Source organism: Rhizobium sp. CFBP 8752 (genome assembly GCF_014842035.1).
Classification (GTDB): domain Bacteria; phylum Pseudomonadota; class Alphaproteobacteria; order Rhizobiales; family Rhizobiaceae; genus Neorhizobium; species Neorhizobium soli.
In genome coordinates, this window is sequence record NZ_JACYUZ010000001.1 from 705138 (window position 1) to 726016 (window position 20879).

Consider the following 20879-nt stretch of genomic DNA (forward strand, 5'->3'; position numbering starts at 1 on the left):
TCGTTCGGATCTAGCCTCTCCCGGCTATGACGGGAGAGGGATGGGCCACGACCTCGTGGCCGTTCGCTGTTACGGCCGCCACTGCCTGAACTTGCCGTCCAGAGCGCCGTCGAGGTAGAAGGCGGCGCTGATCAGGGCGAGGTGGGTAAAGGCCTGCGGGAAGTTGCCGAGGAACTCACCGCGCGGATCGAATTCTTCCGCATAGAGCTGCAGGTGATTGCCGAACAGAAGCAGCTTTTCCATGTTGATCTCGGCTTCGGCCAGACGACCGGCGCGGGCGAGGCATTCCACATACCAGAATGAACAGGCGGCGAAGAAGCCTTCATCGCCGTCCAGGCCGTCCTTGCGCTTGTAGCGCATGACGAGCGCATCATCGGCAAGTTCGTTGCCAATAGCATCGAGCGTCGCCAGCCAGGCCGGGTCGGTGGCACTGATGAAGCGCACGAGCGGCATCATCAGCATGGACGCGTCGAGATCACTGCCGCCCTTGGCATGAACGAAGTGCCCGAGATCGGCATTCCAGAAGTTTGCCCAGATGTCGTCGCTGATGGCATTGCGTGCCTCGACCCAGCGTCCGAACGGAGCTGTTAGCGACCGCTTCTGAGCCAGCCGGATGGCGCGATCGACAGCGACCCAGCACATGAGCCGGGAATGCAGATGTTCCTGCGGCTCGCTGCGGATTTCCCAGATGCCGGCATCGGCGTCCTGCCAGATGTCGCAGACATGGTCGACGATGCGCCGGACAGCATTCCAGTTGTCGTGGGAGATCGCCTCGCCGTATTTGTTGCTGATATAGACCGAATCGAGAAGCTCGCCGTAGATGTCGAGCTGGATCTGTTCGGCGGCATTGTTGCCGACGCGGATGGGTTTGGCACCGCCATAGCCCGAGAGGTGGTCGAGTTCCTGTTCGGTGTCGACGCGACTGCCATCGAGATTGTACATGATCTGTATTTCCCCACCTGGCGACCGGTCCGTCCTGTCGACGAGCCAATGGGAAAATGCGTTCGCTTCGTCCTGATAGCCAAGGCGCATCAGCGCGTAGATCGTGAAGGAGGCATCCCGGATCCAGGTCGCACGGTAATCCCAGTTTCGCGGGCCGCCCGGAGCTTCGGGCAAACCGAATGTGCCCGCTGCGGCGATGGAACCGTTCTTTTGCGAGGTCAAAAGCTTGAGCGCCAGTGCCGAGCGGGTGACGGAGGAGCGCCAGCGACCGGTATAGGTCGAGCGTTTTGCCCAGCCCTGCCAGTATTCTATGGCGTCCTCGATTGCAGCGCTGACAGCGTCCTTATCCCAGACGTCGCCGTCATTTCCGTCCAGAACAAAGTCGGCCGTCTCTCCGGCTTTCAACGAAAACCTGGCGCTGACGCCGCCGTCTTCGTTTTCGAAGGTCACCGGGCCCGAGAGGCGAAGGGTGAAATCACCGCAGCGGAACGTTGACACGCCGCCGTCGACCGTGACCTCGGGCACCTTGCGCGCATAGTCGAAGCGCGGCCAGCAACGCAGCGAAAACGTCATCTCGCCGCGGGTGACTTCAACCCGGCGGATCAGGTTCTCCACCCCGTCCTCGGTTTTTGGCACCGGCATCAGATCGACCACTTCGGCGCTCTGGTGCTGTCCGAGCCAGCGGGTGAGGAGGACGTTGGTCTCGGGGATATACATCTGCAGACGACGGGCATCGTCGATGTCAGGCGAAAGCTCGAACGCGCCGCCCTTTACCGGATCGAGGAGTGCGGCGAAGATGCTGGGACTGTCCAGATCCGGCCAGCAGAGAAAATCGATCGCACCATCGCGCGCAACCAGCGCCAGGGTTCTCAGATTGCCGACCGCACCATGTTCGGCGATCGGTCGCGGCACGTCGGCGTGGACCGCCAATGATTTCCCAGTATCGGTATTCAGTTGTGTCAAAACCTGACCCTTTCCTATGCAGAACGGACAACTCCGAAGCAGCAGATCGGTTCGCCGATAACGTCTTGGCTCGCCAAGAAGTTACCCCTGATTTTTTAGGGATCGAACTTCGAGATGGTGCGTTCTCTTTCCCGCAAGGACGGGATGGAAGAGATGCAGCACGTTAAAATCGAAGCTGTCCGCAGGGCAGCGGTCAAACTTGTCGCAAGGCATGAGCAGGAAAAACTGAGGACTGCGCTCGCCGACCATCTTCGATCCGTGGCCGAGCTGAAACGCAAAGCCAAAGCGGACCGGGAAGGCTGACCGACGCGAGAGGGCGGCAGGCGAGGGCGTCATTCACGAAAAATTCGCACATAATTTTTTAGAATTCACTTATATAATGTGAACATGTCGTTAAGAGCAGTGTGCTGTTAACCGCAAATCTTCACGAATATAACCTTGCTGGGGTTATAGTTAATCAGCATTTAACCTTTTTTCTTCATTCTTCATTGTCAAAGAGGTGGCCGGGCGTCGTGCCTGCCATTGACGCGACAAGCTTGGAGATGAGCCATGAAGAAGTGCCTAGCAGCCACGATGGCGTTCTTGCTGACGACCACCGTTGCCTATTCCGCGGATGTCTATCAGCCGCAGCCGGAAGCCTTTCAGGATGCACCGGAAGTGACCGTTCAGGAGTCGACCGGGTGGTACCTGCGCGGCGACGTCGGTTATTCCTTCAACAAGCTGCGCGGCGCCAAGTTCTTTCAGGGCGGCAGCTCGGCAAGCGAAACGGATTTCCGGTCGACGGATATCGACGACAGCTTCACGTTCGGCGGTGGTGTCGGTTACCAGATCAACAACTACCTTCGCTCGGACGTGACTTTCGACTACCTGACGAAGAGCGACTTTGAAGGGTCGACGAGCGGCAGCTGCGGCGTGGCGGCGGACTGCATCTCCAAGGATCGTGCATCGATGAGGGCCTATAGCCTTCTCGCCAACGTTTATGTCGATCTCGGCACATACGCCTATTTCACGCCCTATGTCGGCGCCGGTATCGGTGCGACCTACGTGAAATGGGACAAGCTGCGCAACACGTCCTGCGCCACCGGAAACCCGGCGCTGTGCGATGATTCGGTTGAACACGGCGGCAAGGGCTCGTGGCGCGCGACCGGTGCCCTGATGGCTGGCGCGACCATCGACGTGACCTGCAACGTCAAGGCCGATGTCGGCTACCGCTTCCGCTATGTCGACGGCGGCGACATGTTCGGTTACGCCTCGAATGGTGGTCCGGGCCGCGACAAGGGCTTCTACAGCCACGAAGCACGCCTTGGCGCTCGCTACGTCTTCGGCGGCTGCGCGACACCCGTCGCCTACGAGCCGGAACCGGCTCCGCTGGTCTACAAGTAAGCTTCATCTCGACCTCGAGAAAAAAGGGTCGCCTTCCGGGCGGCCTTTTGTCGTTTGGCGGCCCAGACGAAGACGAATTTCCGTCTGGCCCCGCTGCTTCGCCCTGTCATCTCACTGGGACACCGGAACCGTTACGGGGACTGCACGATAGAGCCCGGTCACAGCACCAACCGCATCGGCAGCCATTCACGAACTCTTGACGAACGCACTCTCCGCCCAAATTGTCGATAAACGCGATTTGATCGCGCAGTGGGAGAGGATGAATGAAGAAGTATTTTGTTTCGGCGGTTGTAGCTGGCCTTGCATTATCAGCGTTTGCCGGTTCGGCATCGGCCCAGAGATACCTTGATGACTACGTTGGACGGCGCATCAATGCCGTGAAAGACGACCTGCGCGACCAGGGCTTTCGCGATGTTGGGCGCATTTCGGACCGGCGCGGCAGCTACGCGCTGATGTTTGATGGCCGAACCTGCCTCGCGTTGCACGGAGGCAGAGGCGTCATTGACGACATCGACAGGCTTGATCGCCAGGATTGTGATCCAAGACGTCGGCCACGTTACTGACAACAGGGAAGTCTCACCGACGGTCAGTCATCGAACGGACCGTCGATCCTGTGTCTGTCGATTATGCGCAGGCTACGATCAGGTTCGATGACGTAAGTTTCGCTGATCCGTTCACCGAACTGGTTGCGAAATTCATGGGGTATCCTGCTTCCCACCGGTGCGTTTTTCAGCCGCGTGTGAGGCTGCCCTTTGTATGTGATGCTCCCGGGGATGGGGGAAAGGTCGACTTGTGATGTCGAGCAGGCCGTGAGGAGGCCTGCTGCAGCCAGTACAAAAAAGCGTTTCATGGTCTGCTCCTGGATTTGTAGGTAAGCTGTCAAACAGCCTGGGCGGAGAAAAGTTTCCCGATAGGCTGCGGGCTTCAGACTCATATTGCTGGAGACGCACTGACGTTGCAGGGCTGCAAGCCATATCGACACTATCGGCGCGATAGTCTTTTGGACTTTGCAAGGGTGATCAGTCGGGGAATCGGCATATCATACATATGCTAGCGGACCGATCTTGGTCTTGTGCTACTCCGCGTCCATCAGCGCGATCTTGCTAGCCGCACTCTCCAGAAATCCATTTTCACTTGCGCTTTTCTCATCTTTCCACTATCCACGGCGGCGGGACACTCCTCCCCAACGAGGAGCCAATTACCTGGAAGGGTATACATATGGCCAATGCCGCAAAGCCGGACCTGCGTCCGAATAACGCCCATTTTTCTTCTGGCCCTTGCTCGAAGCGCCCCGGTTGGTCGCTCGACGCTCTCTCCGATGCCCCGCTCGGTCGTTCGCACCGCGCCAAGGTTGGCAAGGACAAGCTCAAGCAGGCCATCGATCTCACCCGTGAAGTTCTGAACGTTCCGGCCGATTACCGTATCGGCATCGTTCCCGCGTCCGACACCGGCGCCGTTGAAATGGCGATGTGGTCGCTGCTTGGCGAACGTGGCGTCGACATGGTCGCCTGGGAAAGCTTTGGTGCCGGCTGGGTCACCGACGTGGTCAAGCAGCTGAAGCTGAAGGATGTGCGCAAGATCGAGGCCGATTACGGCGTTCTTCCCGATCTTTCCACTATCGATTTCGACCGTGACGTGGTCTTTACCTGGAACGGCACGACCTCGGGCGTTCGCGTTCCGAATGCCGACTTCATCCCTGATGACCGCAAGGGCCTCACCATCTGCGACGCAACGTCGGCCGCATTTGCGCAGGACCTCGATTTCTCCAAGCTCGATGTCACCACCTTCTCCTGGCAGAAGGTGCTGGGCGGCGAGGGCGGCCACGGCATGATCATCCTGTCGCCGCGCGCTGTCGCCCGTCTTGAAAGCTACGTCCCGGCTTGGCCGCTGCCGAAGATCTTCCGCATGACATCCGGCGGCAAGATTTCCGAAGGCATCTTTAAGGGTGAGACGATCAACACGCCGTCGATGCTCTGCGTCGAGGATTATATCGATGCGCTGAAATGGGCGAAGTCGCTCGGTGGCCTGAAGGCGCTGATTGCCCGTGCCGACGCCAATGCCAAGGTCATCTTCGATTTCGTGGCCGCGAACGACTGGATCGCCAATCTGGCGCAGGTCGATGAGACCCGCTCCAACACCTCGGTCTGCCTGAAGATCGCCGATGCCGATGTCGCCGCTCTCGACGCTGACGCACAGGCAGCCTTTGCCAAGGGCGTGACCTCGATCCTCGAAAAGGAAGGCGTCGCACTCGACGTCGGCGCTTACCGCGACGCACCGTCGGGCTTGCGCATCTGGGCTGGCGCCACCGTCGAAGAGGCGGACATGAAGGCGCTGATGCCGTGGCTCACCTATGCGTTCGAAACGCAGAAGGCCGCGCTGTCCAAGGCCGCCGCCTGATCGAATTCCGGTGCCGCCGCTCACCCGTCTAGGGACGCGGCACCGTTTCATCCGCATTTAGAGATTACACCCCTTATCAGGAGCCCAACCCATGGCACCTCGCGTTCTCGTATCCGACGAACTCTCCGAAACCGCCGTCCAGATCTTTCGCGATCGCGGCGTGGAAGTCGATTTTCAGCCGAAGCTCGGCAAGGACAAGGACAAGCTTGCCGAAATCATCGGCAACTACGATGGCCTCGCCATCCGTTCCGCCACAAAGGCGACCGAGAAGCTGATCGCTGCTGCGACCAACCTCAAGGTCATCGGCCGCGCCGGTATCGGCGTCGACAATGTCGACATCCCGGCTGCCTCGAAGCGCGGCATCATCGTCATGAACACGCCGTTCGGCAACTCGATCACGACGGCTGAACACGCGATCGCGCTGATGTTTGCCGTTGCCCGGCAGTTGCCGCAGGCCGATGCCTCGACGCAGGCCGGCAAGTGGGAAAAGTCGAAGTTCATGGGTGTCGAAATCACCGGCAAGACGCTTGGCGTCATCGGCGCCGGCAATATCGGCGGCATCGTCTGCAAGAAGGCGATCGGCATCGGCATGCATGTCATCGCATACGACCCCTTCCTCTCGGCTGAACGCGCGCTGGACATGGGCGTCGAGAAGGTCGAGCTGGACGATCTACTGGCGCGCGCCGACTTCATCACCCTGCATGTTCCGATGACCGACAAGACCCGCGGCATTCTCGGCAAGGAAAACCTTGCCAAGACCAAGAAGGGCGTGCGGATCATCAACTGCGCCCGCGGCGGTCTCGTCGATGAGGCAGCGCTTGCAGAAGCCATCAAGTCCGGCCATGTCGCCGGTGCCGGTTTCGACGTGTTCGAAGTCGAGCCTGCGACGGAAAGCCCGCTGTTTGGCCTCGACAACGTCGTGTGCACGCCGCATCTGGGCGCCTCCACCACGGAAGCCCAGGAGAACGTTGCGCTGCAGGTGGCTGAACAAATGTCGGACTACCTGGTCAAGGGTGCCGTTTCCAACGCCATCAACATGCCCTCGATCACCGCTGAAGAAGCACCGATCCTGAAGCCGTTCATCCGTCTTGCCGATGTTCTCGGTGCCTTCGTTGGTCAGGTCACGGAAGATCCGATCAAGGAAATCGAGATCCTGTTTGATGGCGCAACGGCCGGAATGAACACCAAGGCGCTCACCTCCGCGCTTCTGGCTGGTTTGATCCGTAACCAGGTGGCAGACGTGAACATGGTTTCCGCGCCGATCATGATCAAGGAAAAAGGCATCGTCCTGTCCGAGGTCAAGCGCGACAAGACCGGTGTCTATGACGGCTACATCAAGCTGACGGTCACCACCGACAAGCAGAGCCGTTCCGTCGCCGGCACCGTGTTTTCCGACGGCAAGCCGCGGTTCATCCAGATCAAGGGCATCAACATGGACGCCGATGTCGGCGCCAACATGGTCTACATCTCCAATACCGACGTACCCGGCATGATCGGCTTCATGGGCACCACGCTCGGTGATGCCGGCGTCAACATCGCCAACTTCCATCTCGGCCGCGAGAAGGATGGCGGCGATGCGATCGCGCTGCTTTATGTCGATGGTCCTGTTTCGAACGACGTTCTCGCCCGCCTGACCGCCAACCCGGCGATCCGTCAGGCCCGCCAGCTGGTCTTCAACGTCGAATAAACCATCCTCCCGGATGACCAAGACAAAGCCCGGTGCCAGCGCGCCGGGCTTTTTCGTTGTGATCAAGCCGATGTGATCGGTCCATACGCTAAATCTCCCGCTGGTTGTATTTGCATCGCTTGGCTCCCGTTTCATCGTCCGATATCTACTTCGGCGGGAAAAGATGGTGGTAGCTCTAAAATTCTTGCCTACCGCTCTCTATATCTAGGATCACGACCGCATCGGGCGGCCAGAGGAGAAACCAATGTTATCCAAGCTTCGGCGTTTCCAGAAACTCTTCGCGATCTTCGCGGTCGGAATGGCAGTTTCGCTAACAGCCGTCGATATGGCGGAGGCGCGCCGCGCCGGCGGCGGTTCCAGCTTCGGCAGCCGCGGTACACGCACATTCGCACCGCCGCCGACCACGAACACGGCACCAGGCACGGCAACCGGCATCAATCGTTCGATGACGCCCAACACGCAGCAGAACGCAGCGTCTCCTGCTAACGGCGCAGGCGCTCAGGCGGCTCAGCCGCGTCGTGGCCTGTTCGGCGGCATGGCCGGTGGTCTTCTCGGCGGTCTGGCTCTCGGTGGCCTGTTCGGCATGATGATGGGCAACGGTTTTGGCGGTATGGCCGGCATGTTCGGCATGCTGTTGCAGATCGCGCTGATCGCGGGTCTTGCCATGCTGGCCTTCCGCTTCTTCGCCCGTCGTCGCCAGCAGCAGCACCCGGCGGGTCCTGCCGGCAACGCGCGCGATAACGGTTTCGGCGGTAACAGCCGTGACAACAACAACCATGCCTACCAGGCACCGCAGAACAACGGTGGCGGCTTCCAGATCCCTAAGATCGGTTCTGGCGGCGGTGCGATGGGTGGCTTCGGTGCCACGCAGGCTGCGTCTGCTCCGCGTCAGGCGGGTCCCGACACGGATGAAGTCGGTATCACCGGTCGCGATCTCGGCCTGTTTGAAAAGATGCTGACGGATGTCCAGGCTGCCTATGGCGCGGAAGACTACGCGAAGCTTCGCAATCTCACCACGCCGGAAGCCATGTCCTATCTGGCCGAAGAGCTTGGTGAAAACGCCACCAATGGCGTGAAGAACGAAGTCCGCGACGTGACCCTGTTGCAGGGCGACCTTTCGGAAGCTTGGCGCGAAAACGGCCAGGAATACGCAACGGTTGCGATGCGCTACTCGAGCGTCGACTTCCTCAGCGATCGCAACACCGGCGCTGTCGCCGAAGGTGATCCGAATGCCGTGACGGAAACGGTCGAGATCTGGACCTTCGTGCGCAAGCCGGCCAATGACTGGAAGGTCTCGGCCATCCAGTCGGCTGCCTGATCAGCCAATTCCCAGCAGCGCGATCGTCTTGTCGTCGCGCTGACCGCCGAAGAACTTCTCAAGGGCTCGCTCGAAAGGCGAGCCCTTTTCTGTTGCGGCTTTATCGAACAGCGTCATCGAACTGCGAAACTTCATGTCGTCGGGGGACCCGAGGATGGTGCGCGCCGTAAGTCCTTCATGCGGAAGCATGGCGTGCGTGCATTCGAGGAGACGTGGTCCAAGCACCGGATGGTCGAGATAGGTCTGGGCTTCTTCCAGAGAGGTAAGTGCGAAGCGTTGTGACATGATCGAGGGACCAAGACCGGCGATCTGCGGGAAAATGTACCACATCCAGTGCGACTCTTTGCGGCCGTTTCGCAGTTCGCTCATGACCTGCGCGTAGACCGGGTCTTGTGCATCCACGAACCGGGTAAGGTCGGATTTTCCGTTATCGACAGTCATGCCGCGCTCCTCGCATCATCTCCCAACGGCCGCCATGAAGACACCGCAACTGTGAAATTTTTGCGGCAGGGGTGTTTCATGCTGCACTGCACCCTAAATCGGTTGGATGGATTTTTTGATTACAGAGTTTCGTCAATATACCGACTGGCTGCCGAACTGGATGGTGAGCGTCGGCCTTCTCGTGGGCGCGGTCCTGATTGGTCTGGCGATCCACCGTTTCGCGTTCGGTATCTTCAAGCGGCTGGTGGAAGACAAGGACCTGTTCTGGCGATCGCTGGTGTCGCGCGGGCGCCGGCCGATGCGTTTGACGGTTCTGACATTCACTGTATCGTTTGCATCATCTATCGCACCGCTTGCGGCTCGACCCGCCGAAATCATCCGGCATGTGCTGCTGCTGGGTTTCATCCTCGTGCTCGGCTGGGTCGCAAAGACGGCTTTGCATATTTGGATGACGGTCTATCTGCGCCGCTTCAAGCTGGATGCGGAAGACAACCTTCTTGCCCGCACCCACGTGACCCAGTCGCGGATTGCCGAGCGCATTGCCGGCGCGATGATCGTCATCGTCACGGTCGCCGCGATGCTGATGACCTTCCCGGCCGTCCAGCAATACGGCGTCAGCGTGCTCGCCTCCGCCGGTGTCGCCGGTATCGTGCTGGGTCTTGCCCTGCAGCCCATGCTGAAAAACATCTTTGCCGGCATCCAGCTTGCCATTACGCAGCCGATCCGCATCGACGATGCGCTGATCGTCGAAGGGGAGTGGGGCAATGTCGAGGAGATCACCTCGACTTATGTGGTGGTGAAGCTGTGGGACTGGCGGCGCATGATTCTGCCGCTCTCCTATTTCATCGAGAATCCGTTCCAGAACTGGACCCGCGAAGGTTCGGCCCTGATTGGCACTGTGATGATCTATCTCGATTATTCCGTTCCCGTCAGCGCCATCAGGCGCAGGGTCGAGGAAATCGCCAACGAGTCGAAGATCTGGGACAGGCGCGTGGTCAATGTTCAGGTGACGGATTTCAAGGAAAGCGTGATGGAGATCCGTATCCTGGTCTCCGCCAACAACGCGCCGAAGACGTTCGACATGCGTTGCGAGATGCGCGAGAAGATCATCGACTTCGTTCAGCGGGAATATCCGGCAGCGCTGCCTCGTCTAAGGGCCGAAGGTGCGAGCAACAGCAACGGGCACGCAAACGGCGCCGTCGCGGATACGGCCCTGCGTCACGCGAACTTCCAGTCCTGATGTTGCTGCTCTCTGACACTGAGGGCACAGATGGGGTGAACGGGCTTCTCTTGCGCGCCAGCTCATTCCTTTCTATATCCTCTTTCTGAAAGCCTTTGCGCGGACGATCCCGCACATCTGGTGCCACTCTGCCGGCGTGCTTGCTGCCGCGGCCTGAGAGACTTTAAGAGAGTACCCCGTGAATACGCTGGATTTTGACAAGAAGCCGGAAGATACGCGCGTCGTGGTCGCCATGTCGGGCGGCGTGGATTCCTCCGTCGTGGCCGGCCTTTTGAAGCGCGAAGGCTATGACGTGATCGGGATCACGCTTCAGCTCTATGATCACGGCGCTGCCGTCCACCGCGCAGGATCCTGCTGCGCCGGCCAGGATATCGACGATGCCCGCCGGGTCTGCGAGACATTGGGCATTCCGCATTACGTTCTCGACTATGAGAAGCGGTTCCGCGAGACGGTGATCAATCCGTTTGCCGAAGCCTATGCGATGGGCGAAACGCCGGTTCCCTGTGTTGCCTGCAACCAGACGGTCAAGTTTGCCGATCTTTTGGCGACCGCGCGCGAGCTCGGCGCCGATGCGCTGGCAACCGGCCATTACATCCGTTCGGCGCCGAACCCCACGGCCGACAATCCGGGCCGGCGTGCGCTGTTCAGGCCGATCGATGCCGACCGCGACCAGAGCTGGTTCCTGTTTGCGACAACGCAGGAGCAGATCGACTACCTGCGCTTTCCTTTGGGTGGCATGGGCAAGGCGCAGGTGCGCGAGCTGGCCGAAGACATGGGGCTGGTGGTTGCCAAGAAGGCCGACAGCCAGGATATCTGTTTCGTCCCCGCCGGCAAATATGCCGATATTATCGCCAAGGTGAAGCCGAACTCGGCTTTGGTGGGCGATATCGTCCACATGGACGGCCGCGTGCTGGGCCGCCACGAGGGGATTGTCCATTACACGATCGGTCAGCGCAAGGGTCTGGGCGTTGCGACCGGCGAGCCGCTCTACGTGGTTTATCTCGATGCCCGCTCGCGCCGCGTCATCGTCGGGCCGAAGGAAGCGCTCGATACGCACCGGGTCTATCTGCGCGACGTCAACTGGATCGGCGACGGGACGCTGCAGGATGATGCGGGCAACGGCTTTGCGTGCTTTGCCAAGGTACGCTCGACGCGCCCGCCGTCACCTGCCACGCTGCATACGGATGAGCGCGGCGTCTATGTCGATCTGGCGATCGGCGAGCAGGGCGTGGCACCCGGTCAGGCCTGCGTTCTCTATTCCGCCGAAGGTGCCGATGCGCGCGTCCACGGCGGCGGCTTCGTCGAACGGTCCGAACGGGCGGCCGATGCCGAGGCATCGTTGCGGGCGCTTCTGGCGACCCCTGTAGCCGCTTGAAAGACCGGTTTTATTCGGCCTGGAGAATGAACGAGGGATCGGGAAAATAGCGGTTCAAATCTCGCCGTTTTTCTCCCATCCTGCGCTTGACACTTCAGTGACGCGGGTTCTATAAGCCGCACATCCAAACGGATCGAGACACTCGATCCACCCTGTGGCGGGGTAGCTCAGTTGGTGAGAGCGCAGGATTCATAACCCTGAGGTCGGCAGTTCAATTCTGCCCTCCGCTACCAAATTTCCCTAAATTTCTATCTGATCTCAGCTGTATCCTGCGGGTGATATCCGAGGCTTGGCCCGGATGCTTCTGCGCCCGCAGCTTCTCGGTGCGAAGTGCTGCAGCCCGCACATTTTCACAGGCAGCAGCTGTTGCGGAAAATCACTTCGCCCGCGCGGCCAGCGCCTTTGCGCGCTTCATCCTGGCGAGGCGTTTCTTTGCGAGGTTGCGGCGGTGCTTGCGAGCTCTGATCTTGAGCTTGGCCTCCCGGTTCTCCAGTCTTCGCTGCAGGCGGACCTGATCGCGGAAGTGCTTGTCGTACGCAAGCGCGCGCGCGCGAACTGCGAAGAACACGGCTGCAATCAGAAGGACCAGGAAACCCAGCATTGTTACGAGAATGGTGACCATTATTGCGATGCGAACCTTTTTGCTCGCATGAGTAATAGCTCACTTTCCGATAGGGTCAATGTCGCGAAGTTGCAGGAGTGCGCGGGCGTCCGTCGAGAGCGCACTCCTGCGCATCTTTGCGCGTCCCGGATCAACCGGTACGTTCGATGCGCTTTCCGGCGCTGTCGAAAAGATGAAGATGGTGGGGCGCTGTCGTCACGGGCAGTTTCTCGCCGATCGCGATGCGGGAGCGGCCGGGGACCCGGAAGACAAGAGGGCTTCCGTCCGACGTCGCACCATGGACGTAGCTTTCTGCTCCGACCAGTTCGACGGCGATGACCTCGACCTCGGCTCTGAAAGGCGAGGAAACCTCTCCCTCGGCAATCACGATGTCTTCCGGACGAATGCCGACGGTGGCGACAGTGGAGGGAAGGCCTTCGGCCACGCTCCAGCCGCCGGCCTTGCCGAGCGTCATCAGGTTCATCGAGGGCGATCCGATGAAGGTTGCAACGAAGGTCGTTGCGGGTTTCTCGTAGAGCTCGATCGGCGTGCCGACCTGCTCGATCCGGCCGGCATTGAGGACGACGAGGCGGTCGGCGAGCGTCATCGCTTCCATCTGGTCGTGGGTGACGTAGACCGACGTCGTGGCCAAGGACCGCTGCAGACGGCGGATCTCGACGCGCATCTGCACGCGCAGTTTCGCGTCGAGGTTCGACAGCGGCTCGTCGAACAGGAAGGCTGCGGGCTTGCGCACGATCGCGCGGCCCATCGCCACACGCTGCCGCTGGCCGCCGGAAAGCTGCCGTGGCTTGCGGGCGAGGAACGGCTCGATTTCGAGTGCGCGCGCGGCCTCGGTGATGCGCCGTTCGATCTCGTCCTTCGAGGTTCCGCGGTTCTTCAGACCGTAGGCAAGGTTCTGCTTGACCGTCATGTGCGGATAGAGCGCGTAGTTCTGGAACACCATCGCGATATCGCGCTCGGCCGGTTCCATGTCGTTGACGCGCTTGCCGTTGATGATGACGTCGCCACCGGTGATGCTTTCGAGCCCGGCGACCATGCGCAGCAGCGTGGACTTGCCGCAGCCGGATGGGCCGACCAGAACGATCATCTCGCCGTCTGCGATGTCCAGTGACACGCCCTTGATGGCGTCGATATTGCCGCCATAGACCTTGCGGACGTCTTTCAGTTCAATTGTTGCCATTACTTTTCGGTCTCCACCAAACCTTTGACGAACCAGCGCTGCATGAGCACCACGACGATGACGGGAGGGATGATTGCCAGGATCGCCGTGACCATGACGTAGTTCCAAGGAGTTGATGCATCAGTGAAATCGACCATGCGGCGCAGGCCGATGATGATCGTGTTCATCTCCGCACGGTCGGTGACAAGCAGCGGCCAGAGATACTGGGTCCAGCCGTAGATAAACAGGATGACGAACAGCGCCGCGATATTGGTCGTCGACAGCGGCAGCAGGATATCGCGCATGAAGCGGAACGGGCCGGCATTGTCGATCCGCGCCGCCTCGACCATTTCGCCGGGAATGGTGAGGAAAAACTGGCGAAACAGGAAGGTCGCCGTTGCCGATGCCATCAGCGGCAGGGTGAGGCCGGCATAGGTGTTGAGCAGGCCGAGATCGACGATCACCTTGTAGGTCGGCAGGATGCGCACTTCGACCGGCAACATCAGGGTGATGAAGATCATCCAGAAGAAACCCATGCGGAACGGGAAGCGGAAGAAGACGATCGCGAATGCCGACAGGAACGAGATGATGATCTTGCCGACGGCGATTGCTACCGCCACCACGAAGCTGTTGAACAGCAGTCTTTCCAGACTGACGCCGACGACGCGTTCGACGCCGCCGGAGATGGACTCGCTGTAGTTCTCGACCATATGGCCGCCAGGCAGCAGCGACAGCGGTGGTCGGATGATCGCGCTCGACGTCGCCGTCGAGGCAATGAATGTGTAGTAGATGGGGAAGGCGACGATGATGATCCCAAGGATCAGCATCAGATGCGCCATCAGGCGTGCGACAGGACGGTTCTCGATCATCTGATAATTTACCCGTAATGGACGCGTCGCTCGACGAAGCGGAACTGGAAGGCGGTCAGCGCGATGACGATGACCATCAGGATCACCGACTGGGCCGCAGACGAACCGAGGTTGAGGTTCACGAAGCCGTCGTTGTAGACCTTGTAGACCAGCGTTTCGGTGGCCTTTGCCGGTCCGCCGCCGGTCACCGAATGGATGATGCCGAACGTGTCGAAGAAGGCGTAGACGGTGTTGACGACCAAAAGGAAGAAGGTGGTCGGTGCAAGCAGCGGGAAGACGATCGTCCAGAACCTTCGGCTGCCTCGCGCACCATCGATCGCGGCGGCTTCGAGCAGGGATTTCGGGATTGCCTGCAGGCCGGCGACGAAGAACAGGAAATTGTAGCTGATCTGTTTCCAGGCGGCTGCCACTACGACGAGGGACATGGCTTGATCGCCGTTCAGCAGCGGGTCCCATGCAATGCCGTTGCGCCGCAGGATATAGGCGAACGTGCCCATGGCCGGGTTGAACATGAACAGCCACAGCATGCCGGCAACCGCCGGCGCCACCGCATAGGGGATGATCATCATCGTGCGGTAGAAACCCTTACCACGCACGACGGTATCGGCAGCTGTCGCCAGCAGAAGCGCGACACCCATGGAAAGCAGCGCGGTTGCCACGCTGAAGACGACGGTGACGCGGAGCGCGTGAAGATAGCTCTCGTCGGCCAGGATGGCGGAAAAGTTGGCGAAGCCGACAAAGCTGCTCTGCAGCCCGAACGGATCTTCGCGCATGGCCGACTGGTAGAGCGCCTGGCTGGCTGGCCAGAAGAAGAACACGACGGTCAGGACAATCTGCGGCGCCACCAGAAAATACGGCAGCACCTTGTTGGGAAATACGACGCTTTGCACGGGCAGGCTCCGTTGAAATGCTGCAGGCCGCCCGCGACAGTCGCCGGGGCGGCCCTTATGCTTACCGCTTACTTGCCGATGGCTTGCTGAATGGCGGCATTGCCCCGCTGGACAGCCTTGTCGAGGGCGGCCTTGGCATCCTGCTTGCCGGCGAGCATCGATTCGAACTCTTCGTTCATGATGTCGCGGACCTGCGGCAGGTTGACGAGGCGAACGCCCTTGGAGTTCTCGGTCGGAGCCTTGCCCATCATCTGCAGCAACGGCGTTTCGCGCGCCGGGTTCTTCTCGTAGAAGCCGGATTTCTTGGTATCCTCGTAGGCTGCCATCGTGACCGGCATGTAGCCGGAGACCTGGTGCAGTCGCGACTGGATCTTGGTCTGCGACAGGAAGTTGAAGAAGGTCGCGACCCCCTTGTATTCGGCATCGCTCTTTCCGCCGAAGACCCAGAGGCTGGCGCCGCCGGGGATGGTGTTCTGCGGGCGTCCCGGACCTTCTGCATAGGGCAGCTGGCCGATGCCGTATTTCAGGCCGGACTTGACGATGTCGCCCAGACCGCCGGAGGATTCGGTCAGGATGGCGCATTCTCCTGAAGTGAACAGCTGCTTGGCTTCAGACGTGCGGCCGCCGTAACGGAACGTGCCGTCCTTGGCGAGATCGGCGATTGCCTGAAAATGCTTGACGAAGGGTTCGGCGTTGAAGGCAAGCTTGACGTCGGTGCCGCCAAGGCCGTTTTCATTGCTGCCGTAGGAAAGGTTGTTCCAGGCCGCAAAATTTTCCGTCTGGATCCATGTGAGCCATGTCGAGGTAAAGCCGCAGGGAGCGGCACCGCTGGTCTTGATCTTCTTGGCGGCGTCAAACACTTCGCCCCAGGTCTTCGGCGGCGTGTCGGGGTTGAGCCCGGCCTTCTCGAAGATATCCTTGTTATAATAGAGGATTGGCGAGGACGAATTGTAGGGGAAGGACAGCATCGTGCCGTCAGGCTTCGAATAGTAGGCAACGATCCCCGGCAGGTACTGGCTCTTGTCGAATTTGAAGCCGCCCTTTTCCAGAACGTCCGCAACCGGCACGATGGCGCCTTGGGCGCCCATCATGACGCCGCTGCCGGCATCGAAGACCTGCATGATGGCCGGCGGCTGCTTGGCGCGGAAGGCGGCGATGCCGGCGTTCAGCGTTTCCGGGTAGGTGCCCTTGAAGACAGGCATGACCTTGAAGTCCGACTGGCTTTCGTTGAATTCCTTGGCGAGCTGGTCGACAACCTCATTGTTGGCGCCGGTCATGGCGTGCCACCACGAGATTTCCGTTGCGGCCATGGCGGTTGATCCCATCAGAAACGATGCGGTCGCCAGAATTGCCGAGCCTGTAATGACTTTCATGAAAATTCCTCCCTTGGCATGAATACCGGTCGAGATCCTCCAATCCCGATCGACGCACCGTGTCGATGACGGCGCATTGGCGGCGACTATGTGTTGGCGAGAGCGCCCACGTCAACACCTGTCGTTCGCGGCGAGCCGATGGTTGTGGATAGAGAAAGCAGATTAAGCGGTGTCACTTCAGCCTTCAAAGCGGCTGACCGGCCCGAAGCGTGATCCTGGTCAGTTCGGAGGGAACACCGGTCCGCAGCGCGAAACCGGGCCAAATGCCCGTGCCGTTGTTGACGTAGAGGGTCATCCCACCGATCTGATAGCGGCCCGAAACAAAGCCGTTGTTGGCGCGTGCGACCACGCGATCAAGGCCGACAACCATGCCGCCATGGGTATGTCCCGACAGTTGGAGGGCGATCCCCGATGCGGCGACTTTCTGTGCCAACCTGGGCTGATGGTCGAGAAGAATGATCGGCGCGTCGGCGGGGGCGCCCGCAATAGCCGTATCGAGGTCCGGGGCCGGCGCTCCGTGTCCGCGTGCCGAAAGGTCCGTGACACCGGCCAGCACGAGCCTGCCGTTCCCTCGCGTCAGCACAACGTGGGCATTCTGAAGCATCGTCATGTTCAAGGTTGCGAGGTGGCGCATCCAGTCCCGGTAATCGAAGAAGTATTCGTGGTTGCCAGGGATGGCATAGACCCCATCGCGCGCCCGCAGGCTTGCCAGCGATGCGACGTCGCTGCGGCGGTGTGCGACGCTGCCGTCGATAAAGTCTCCCGTGATGACGATGAGGTCCGCATCGAGCGCGTTGGTTTTCGATACGACCGCCTCGGCCCATTTCGCTGGGAACAGCCGGCTGATGTGGAGATCGGTCAGCTGGACGAGGCGATAGCCCTCGAATTCCGGCGGCAGGTTTGCGATTGCAATCTCGATGTCGTTGAGTGGCGGCACACGGATTGCCTGGCTGACACCATAGGCGGAAAGGCAGAGCGCGACGCCACCCATGGCATAACGGAGCCCGGCGGGTACGGCGGGGAAGTGTCCGTTGAAGGGCATGATCAGGAGCGAGGCGACATCGAGCGCGATCTGGAAGACGGCCACGAAAACGATCGCGCCAAACAGGAGGTTGAACGCAATGATCAGCGGTCGCGGAAACTCCGGCGAAAAGACCGAGCCGGACGAGAGCCGGCTGAAGAAATGGTATTGCGAGGCGATCAGCAGAAGCACCGCCACTACCACCTTCGCCGACCAGTGCCAGGGCAGCGGCTGAATGAAGCGGAGGACGACAATCAGCCAGGGCAGTCCAAAGATGAGATGAAACATTGGGTACTTTCAGTTGCGCATGTCGACTGCGGCGCCGGTTCCGCAATCCTACCTATCCCTCGTCGATAGGGTGTGAAAGAGCCGAGCGGGCCGTGTCTACTCGAAGTAGCGCAGATCAGTCCCGTATCTTTCCGTTTGATGGCTTGAGGCAAGTGCCATGTTCGTGGCTGCGGCTGTTTGATCCTCCCCTTGAGTCGCGGCTGGAGTTCGTTAACATGCCTGTTGGAGGAGGGGCTTCGCTTCTCGATGGAAACCGCGGAGACTGACGGTCCAGCTGTGCGAAGTCATGCGCAGGCTGACTGTGTGTTCGCGCGATCGGTCGAGGAAGCGGACGTGTGATGCCGTCGTTTACGGCTGTGGCGCATCCCTCGAAGCTGGCTATCTGGTTTCTCGAAGAAAGGATGCGACCTTGGACATCAAACAGATCATCGGCGGCCAGTTGGCCGACGCCATTTCGGGCCAGACGTTCGAACGGATCAATCCCTTTACGGGTGATGTCGCGAGCCGATCGCCGGCGTCCGGCATCGAGGATGCCAAGGCAGCCGTCGCCGCAGCGCAGACCGCCTTTCCGGCATGGTCGACGACCGGTCCCGGCGCACGTCGCGCGCTTCTCAACAAGGCGGCCGACGTGCTTGCCTCCAAGGGTGGCGAACTCACGGAGCTGATGACCGCCGAAACCGGGGCGACTGGCGGGTGGGCTGGCTTCAACGCCCATCTTGCGGCCAACATGCTGCGCGAGGCGGCGGCCATGACGACCCAGATCCAGGGTGAGATCATCCCGTCGGACAAGCCCGGAAACCTGTCGATGGCGATGCGCCAACCGGTCGGCGTCTGCCTTGGCATCGCGCCGTGGAATGCACCGATCATTCTCGGCGTGCGGGCCATCGCCATGGCGCTTGCCTGCGGTAACACGGTCATCCTCAAGGCCTCCGAAGCATGCCCCGGACTGCATGTCGCGATCGGCAAGGTGTTTATCGAGGCCGGTTTCCCGGATGGAGTCGTCAACGTCATCACCAATGCACCCGAGGATGCCGCCGTCGTTGTCGAGGCGCTGGTTTCGGCACCCGAAGTCCGCCGCGTCAACTTTACCGGTTCCACCAAGGTCGGCCGCATCATCGGCGAACTCTGCGGCCGCCATCTGAAGCCGGCGCTTCTCGAACTGGGCGGCAAGGCACCGATGCTCGTGCTTGAGGACGCCGATATCGATGCGGCCGTCAACGGCGCGATCTTCGGCTCGTTCATCAACATGGGCCAGGTCTGCATGGCGACCGAAAAGCTGATCGTCCACGACAAGATCGCCGACGAATTCGTGGCTAAACTGTCCGAGCGCGCAGCCAAGCTTCCGGCGGGCGATCCCCGCGGTCACGTCGTGCTCGGTTCGCTGGTGACGATCGGTGCCGCGGAGAAGATGGAAGAGATCATTGCCGACGCGATCGCCAAGGGGGCCAGTCTCACCGCGGGCGGCAAGCGCACCGGCAGCGTCGTGGAGGCTACGGTGCTCGATCACGTCAAGCCCGGCATGCGCATCTATGACGAGGAGTGCTTCGGTCCGGTCAAGCCGATCATCCGGGTCAAGGACGAGGAGGAGGCGATCCGGATCGCCAATGATACGCAATATGGTCTCTCGGGTTCGGTCTACAGCCGCGATATCCAGCGCGCGCTCGCCGTCGCCGGAAGGGTCCAATCGGGGATCTGCCACATCAACGGCCCCTCTGTCGCGGATGAGGCACAGATGCCGTTCGGCGGCGTCAAGGGCTCCGGCTATGGCCGCTTCGGCGGCAGGGCTGCGATCAACGAATTCACCGATCTGCGCTGGATCACCATCGAGGATCCGCACCAGCACTATCCGTTCTAGCGCGAACGCGGCTGAAGAGGGAGGCCGGCCATTGCGTACGGCGCGCGGGGTTACCTCGTGACGTCGATCACGATCCGGCCGCGCACCTTGCCGGCGATGATCTCTTCTGCCAGTTGCGGCAGGTTGGACATCGGTTCCGTTCTGGTCATGGCGGCAAGTTTTCGGCTGTCGAGATCGCGGGCAAGGCGCGACCAGGCGGTGAGGCGTTGTTGGCGCGAGGCCATGACCGAATCGACCCCGATCAACGTGACGGCGCGCAGGATATGGGGAAGGACCGTCGCTGGCAGGTCGGGTCCGCCGGCAAGGCCGCAGGCTGCGATTGCGCAGCCCCGCATGGTCTGCGACAGGGCGTTGGCAAGCGTCGTCGAGCCGACGCTGTCGATGCCGCCGGTCCAGCGCTCCGTCTGCAGCGGGCCGCCCTTTTCGGCAAGCGTCGCGCGATCGATGAAGCTGGTGGCACCGAGCGAGGCCAGATAGTCGTGGGTTTCCGGACGCCCGGTCGAGGCTGTGACGACGTAGCCGCGCGCCGCCAGAAGCGCGATCGCCACCGAGCCGACGCCACCGGCGGCGCCGGTCACCAGGACTTCGCCCGCGCCGGGTTTGATCGAGCCCCATTTTTCAAGCGCGTCGACGCAGAGCGCCGCGGTATAGCCGGCCGTGCCGATTGCCATCGCCTGTTCCATCGTGAAGGCGTCGGGCAGCGGGATCAGCCATTCCGGTTTGACCCGCTGGTAGCGGGTATAGGCGCCCCATTCCGTTTCTGACAGGCCCCAGCCGTTCACGACCACCTTGTCGCCCGGCTCCCAATCCGGGGAGCGTGATTCGACCACGGTTCCGGCAAGATCGATGCCGCCGACCATCGGCATCCGGCGGGCGATCCGGCCCTTGCCGGTGATGGCCAGACCGTCCTTGTAGTTGACCGTCGAATAGGCAATCTCGACCAGAACGTCATTGTCAGGCAGATCGGCGAGGGAGATTTTTCGGAAGGCGCCTTTCGGCTTGCCGTCGACGGTATCGATCACCATGGCGGTAAATGTCTCGGTCATGTCCATGCCT

General features: G+C 60.8%; 19 protein-coding genes and 1 tRNA gene. 10 read left to right on the plus strand and 10 right to left on the minus strand.

Annotated features, from left to right (window positions below):
* Positions 1-69: 69 nt before the first annotated feature.
* Positions 70-1905, minus strand: coding sequence for a glycoside hydrolase family 15 protein (locus IFT59_RS03295; RefSeq protein WP_197978012.1), 1836 nt, complete (start codon positions 1903-1905; stop codon positions 70-72).
* 144 nt (positions 1906-2049) lie between these two features.
* Here IFT59_RS03295 and IFT59_RS03300 point away from each other — a divergent pair, with 144 nt between their 5' ends.
* The 3 genes from IFT59_RS03300 to IFT59_RS03310 all read left to right on the plus strand — a co-directional run bounded on the left by IFT59_RS03300 (position 2050) and on the right by IFT59_RS03310 (position 3851).
* The gene (locus tag IFT59_RS03300) at positions 2050-2208 is read left to right on the plus strand and encodes a hypothetical protein (protein ID WP_156466565.1); all 159 of its coding nucleotides are present in this window, start codon (positions 2050-2052) and stop codon (positions 2206-2208) included.
* 246 nt (positions 2209-2454) lie between these two features.
* Complete coding sequence (locus IFT59_RS03305) at positions 2455-3288, plus strand: outer membrane protein (protein ID WP_062460728.1); 834 nt, start codon at positions 2455-2457, stop codon at positions 3286-3288.
* Positions 3289-3551: 263 nt separating this feature from the next.
* Entirely contained in the window at positions 3552-3851 is a 300-nt protein-coding gene (locus IFT59_RS03310; protein WP_174196168.1) for a hypothetical protein, read from the plus strand.
* 23 nt (positions 3852-3874) lie between these two features.
* Here IFT59_RS03310 and IFT59_RS03315 read toward each other — a convergent pair whose 3' ends face one another.
* The gene (locus tag IFT59_RS03315; RefSeq protein WP_062583120.1) at positions 3875-4138 is read right to left on the minus strand and encodes a hypothetical protein; all 264 of its coding nucleotides are present in this window, start codon (positions 4136-4138) and stop codon (positions 3875-3877) included.
* Between the two features lie 368 nt (positions 4139-4506).
* Here IFT59_RS03315 and IFT59_RS03320 point away from each other — a divergent pair, with 368 nt between their 5' ends.
* From IFT59_RS03320 to IFT59_RS03330, 3 genes are all read left to right on the plus strand, one after another.
* Positions 4507-5685: a phosphoserine transaminase gene (locus IFT59_RS03320; protein ID WP_192086075.1), complete on the plus strand. Its 1179-nt coding sequence runs from the start codon at positions 4507-4509 to the stop codon at positions 5683-5685.
* A gap of 91 nt (positions 5686-5776) precedes the next feature.
* Positions 5777-7372, plus strand: a complete 1596-nt coding sequence (gene serA / locus IFT59_RS03325; RefSeq protein WP_062460720.1) for a phosphoglycerate dehydrogenase — start codon at positions 5777-5779, stop codon at positions 7370-7372.
* Between the two features lie 244 nt (positions 7373-7616).
* Positions 7617-8690 (plus strand): Tim44 domain-containing protein, encoded by a 1074-nt coding sequence (locus IFT59_RS03330; protein ID WP_062460715.1) that lies wholly within the window; start codon positions 7617-7619, stop codon positions 8688-8690.
* Here IFT59_RS03330 and IFT59_RS03335 read toward each other — a convergent pair whose 3' ends face one another.
* On the minus strand, positions 8691-9131 hold the full coding sequence (locus IFT59_RS03335; protein ID WP_092659917.1) for a DUF1810 domain-containing protein: 441 nt from the start codon (positions 9129-9131) through the stop codon (positions 8691-8693).
* Between the two features lie 106 nt (positions 9132-9237).
* Between IFT59_RS03335 and IFT59_RS03340 the strand changes: the two genes are divergently transcribed.
* The 3 genes from IFT59_RS03340 to IFT59_RS03350 all read left to right on the plus strand — a co-directional run bounded on the left by IFT59_RS03340 (position 9238) and on the right by IFT59_RS03350 (position 11979).
* Complete coding sequence (locus IFT59_RS03340) at positions 9238-10371, plus strand: mechanosensitive ion channel family protein (protein ID WP_062582441.1); 1134 nt, start codon at positions 9238-9240, stop codon at positions 10369-10371.
* 178 nt (positions 10372-10549) lie between these two features.
* The gene (gene mnmA, locus IFT59_RS03345) at positions 10550-11746 is read left to right on the plus strand and encodes a tRNA 2-thiouridine(34) synthase MnmA (protein ID WP_062460702.1); all 1197 of its coding nucleotides are present in this window, start codon (positions 10550-10552) and stop codon (positions 11744-11746) included.
* Between the two features lie 156 nt (positions 11747-11902).
* Positions 11903-11979: transfer RNA gene (locus IFT59_RS03350), tRNA-Met, on the plus strand.
* Between the two features lie 143 nt (positions 11980-12122).
* Here IFT59_RS03350 and IFT59_RS03355 read toward each other — a convergent pair.
* The 6 genes from IFT59_RS03355 to IFT59_RS03380 form a co-directional block, all read right to left on the minus strand.
* Entirely contained in the window at positions 12123-12368 is a 246-nt protein-coding gene (locus IFT59_RS03355; RefSeq protein ID WP_192086076.1) for a hypothetical protein, read from the minus strand.
* A 130-nt stretch (positions 12369-12498) separates the two neighbouring features.
* A complete protein-coding gene (locus IFT59_RS03360) occupies positions 12499-13548 on the minus strand; it encodes a sn-glycerol-3-phosphate import ATP-binding protein UgpC (protein ID WP_192086077.1) in 1050 nt (349 codons plus the stop codon).
* A complete protein-coding gene (gene ugpE, locus IFT59_RS03365) occupies positions 13548-14396 on the minus strand; it encodes a sn-glycerol-3-phosphate ABC transporter permease UgpE (RefSeq protein ID WP_062460693.1) in 849 nt (282 codons plus the stop codon). Before ugpE ends, IFT59_RS03360 begins: the two co-directional genes overlap by 1 nt.
* An 8-nt stretch (positions 14397-14404) precedes the next feature.
* Positions 14405-15286: a sn-glycerol-3-phosphate ABC transporter permease UgpA gene (ugpA, locus tag IFT59_RS03370; protein ID WP_062460690.1), complete on the minus strand. Its 882-nt coding sequence runs from the start codon at positions 15284-15286 to the stop codon at positions 14405-14407.
* A 68-nt stretch (positions 15287-15354) separates the two neighbouring features.
* Positions 15355-16659, minus strand: coding sequence for a sn-glycerol-3-phosphate ABC transporter substrate-binding protein UgpB (ugpB, locus tag IFT59_RS03375; RefSeq protein ID WP_062460687.1), 1305 nt, complete (start codon positions 16657-16659; stop codon positions 15355-15357).
* A 184-nt stretch (positions 16660-16843) separates the two neighbouring features.
* Complete coding sequence (locus IFT59_RS03380; protein WP_192086078.1) at positions 16844-17968, minus strand: metallophosphoesterase; 1125 nt, start codon at positions 17966-17968, stop codon at positions 16844-16846.
* Positions 17969-18377: 409 nt separating this feature from the next.
* Here IFT59_RS03380 and IFT59_RS03385 point away from each other — a divergent pair, with 409 nt between their 5' ends.
* Positions 18378-19823: an aldehyde dehydrogenase gene (locus IFT59_RS03385; RefSeq protein WP_249407472.1), complete on the plus strand. Its 1446-nt coding sequence runs from the start codon at positions 18378-18380 to the stop codon at positions 19821-19823.
* A gap of 50 nt (positions 19824-19873) precedes the next feature.
* Here IFT59_RS03385 and IFT59_RS03390 read toward each other — a convergent pair whose 3' ends face one another.
* Positions 19874-20869, minus strand: a complete 996-nt coding sequence (locus IFT59_RS03390) for an MDR family oxidoreductase (protein WP_192086080.1) — start codon at positions 20867-20869, stop codon at positions 19874-19876.
* Positions 20870-20879: the final 10 nt, after the last annotated feature.

Excerpts from the sequence above, each read along its gene's own strand:
- serA (WP_062460720.1), top strand. The coding sequence starts at position 5,777 with ATGGCACCTCGCGTTCTCGTATCCGACGAACTCTCCGAAACCGCCGTC.
- IFT59_RS03355 (WP_192086076.1), bottom strand. The coding sequence starts at position 12,368 with ATGGTCACCATTCTCGTAACAATGCTGGGTTTCCTGGTCCTTCTGATT.
- IFT59_RS03315 (WP_062583120.1), bottom strand. The coding sequence starts at position 4,138 with ATGAAACGCTTTTTTGTACTGGCTGCAGCAGGCCTCCTCACGGCCTGC.
- IFT59_RS03390 (WP_192086080.1), bottom strand. The coding sequence starts at position 20,869 with ATGACCGAGACATTTACCGCCATGGTGATCGATACCGTCGACGGCAAG.
- IFT59_RS03330 (WP_062460715.1), top strand. The coding sequence starts at position 7,617 with ATGTTATCCAAGCTTCGGCGTTTCCAGAAACTCTTCGCGATCTTCGCG.
- IFT59_RS03320 (WP_192086075.1), top strand. The coding sequence starts at position 4,507 with ATGGCCAATGCCGCAAAGCCGGACCTGCGTCCGAATAACGCCCATTTT.
- IFT59_RS03300 (WP_156466565.1), top strand. The coding sequence starts at position 2,050 with ATGGAAGAGATGCAGCACGTTAAAATCGAAGCTGTCCGCAGGGCAGCG.
- IFT59_RS03360 (WP_192086077.1), bottom strand. The coding sequence starts at position 13,548 with ATGGCAACAATTGAACTGAAAGACGTCCGCAAGGTCTATGGCGGCAAT.
- IFT59_RS03305 (WP_062460728.1), top strand. The coding sequence starts at position 2,455 with ATGAAGAAGTGCCTAGCAGCCACGATGGCGTTCTTGCTGACGACCACC.
- IFT59_RS03310 (WP_174196168.1), top strand. The coding sequence starts at position 3,552 with ATGAAGAAGTATTTTGTTTCGGCGGTTGTAGCTGGCCTTGCATTATCA.
- IFT59_RS03380 (WP_192086078.1), bottom strand. The coding sequence starts at position 17,968 with ATGTTTCATCTCATCTTTGGACTGCCCTGGCTGATTGTCGTCCTCCGC.
- IFT59_RS03340 (WP_062582441.1), top strand. The coding sequence starts at position 9,238 with ATGGATTTTTTGATTACAGAGTTTCGTCAATATACCGACTGGCTGCCG.
- ugpB (WP_062460687.1), bottom strand. The coding sequence starts at position 16,659 with ATGAAAGTCATTACAGGCTCGGCAATTCTGGCGACCGCATCGTTTCTG.
- IFT59_RS03335 (WP_092659917.1), bottom strand. The coding sequence starts at position 9,131 with ATGACTGTCGATAACGGAAAATCCGACCTTACCCGGTTCGTGGATGCA.
- ugpE (WP_062460693.1), bottom strand. The coding sequence starts at position 14,396 with ATGATCGAGAACCGTCCTGTCGCACGCCTGATGGCGCATCTGATGCTG.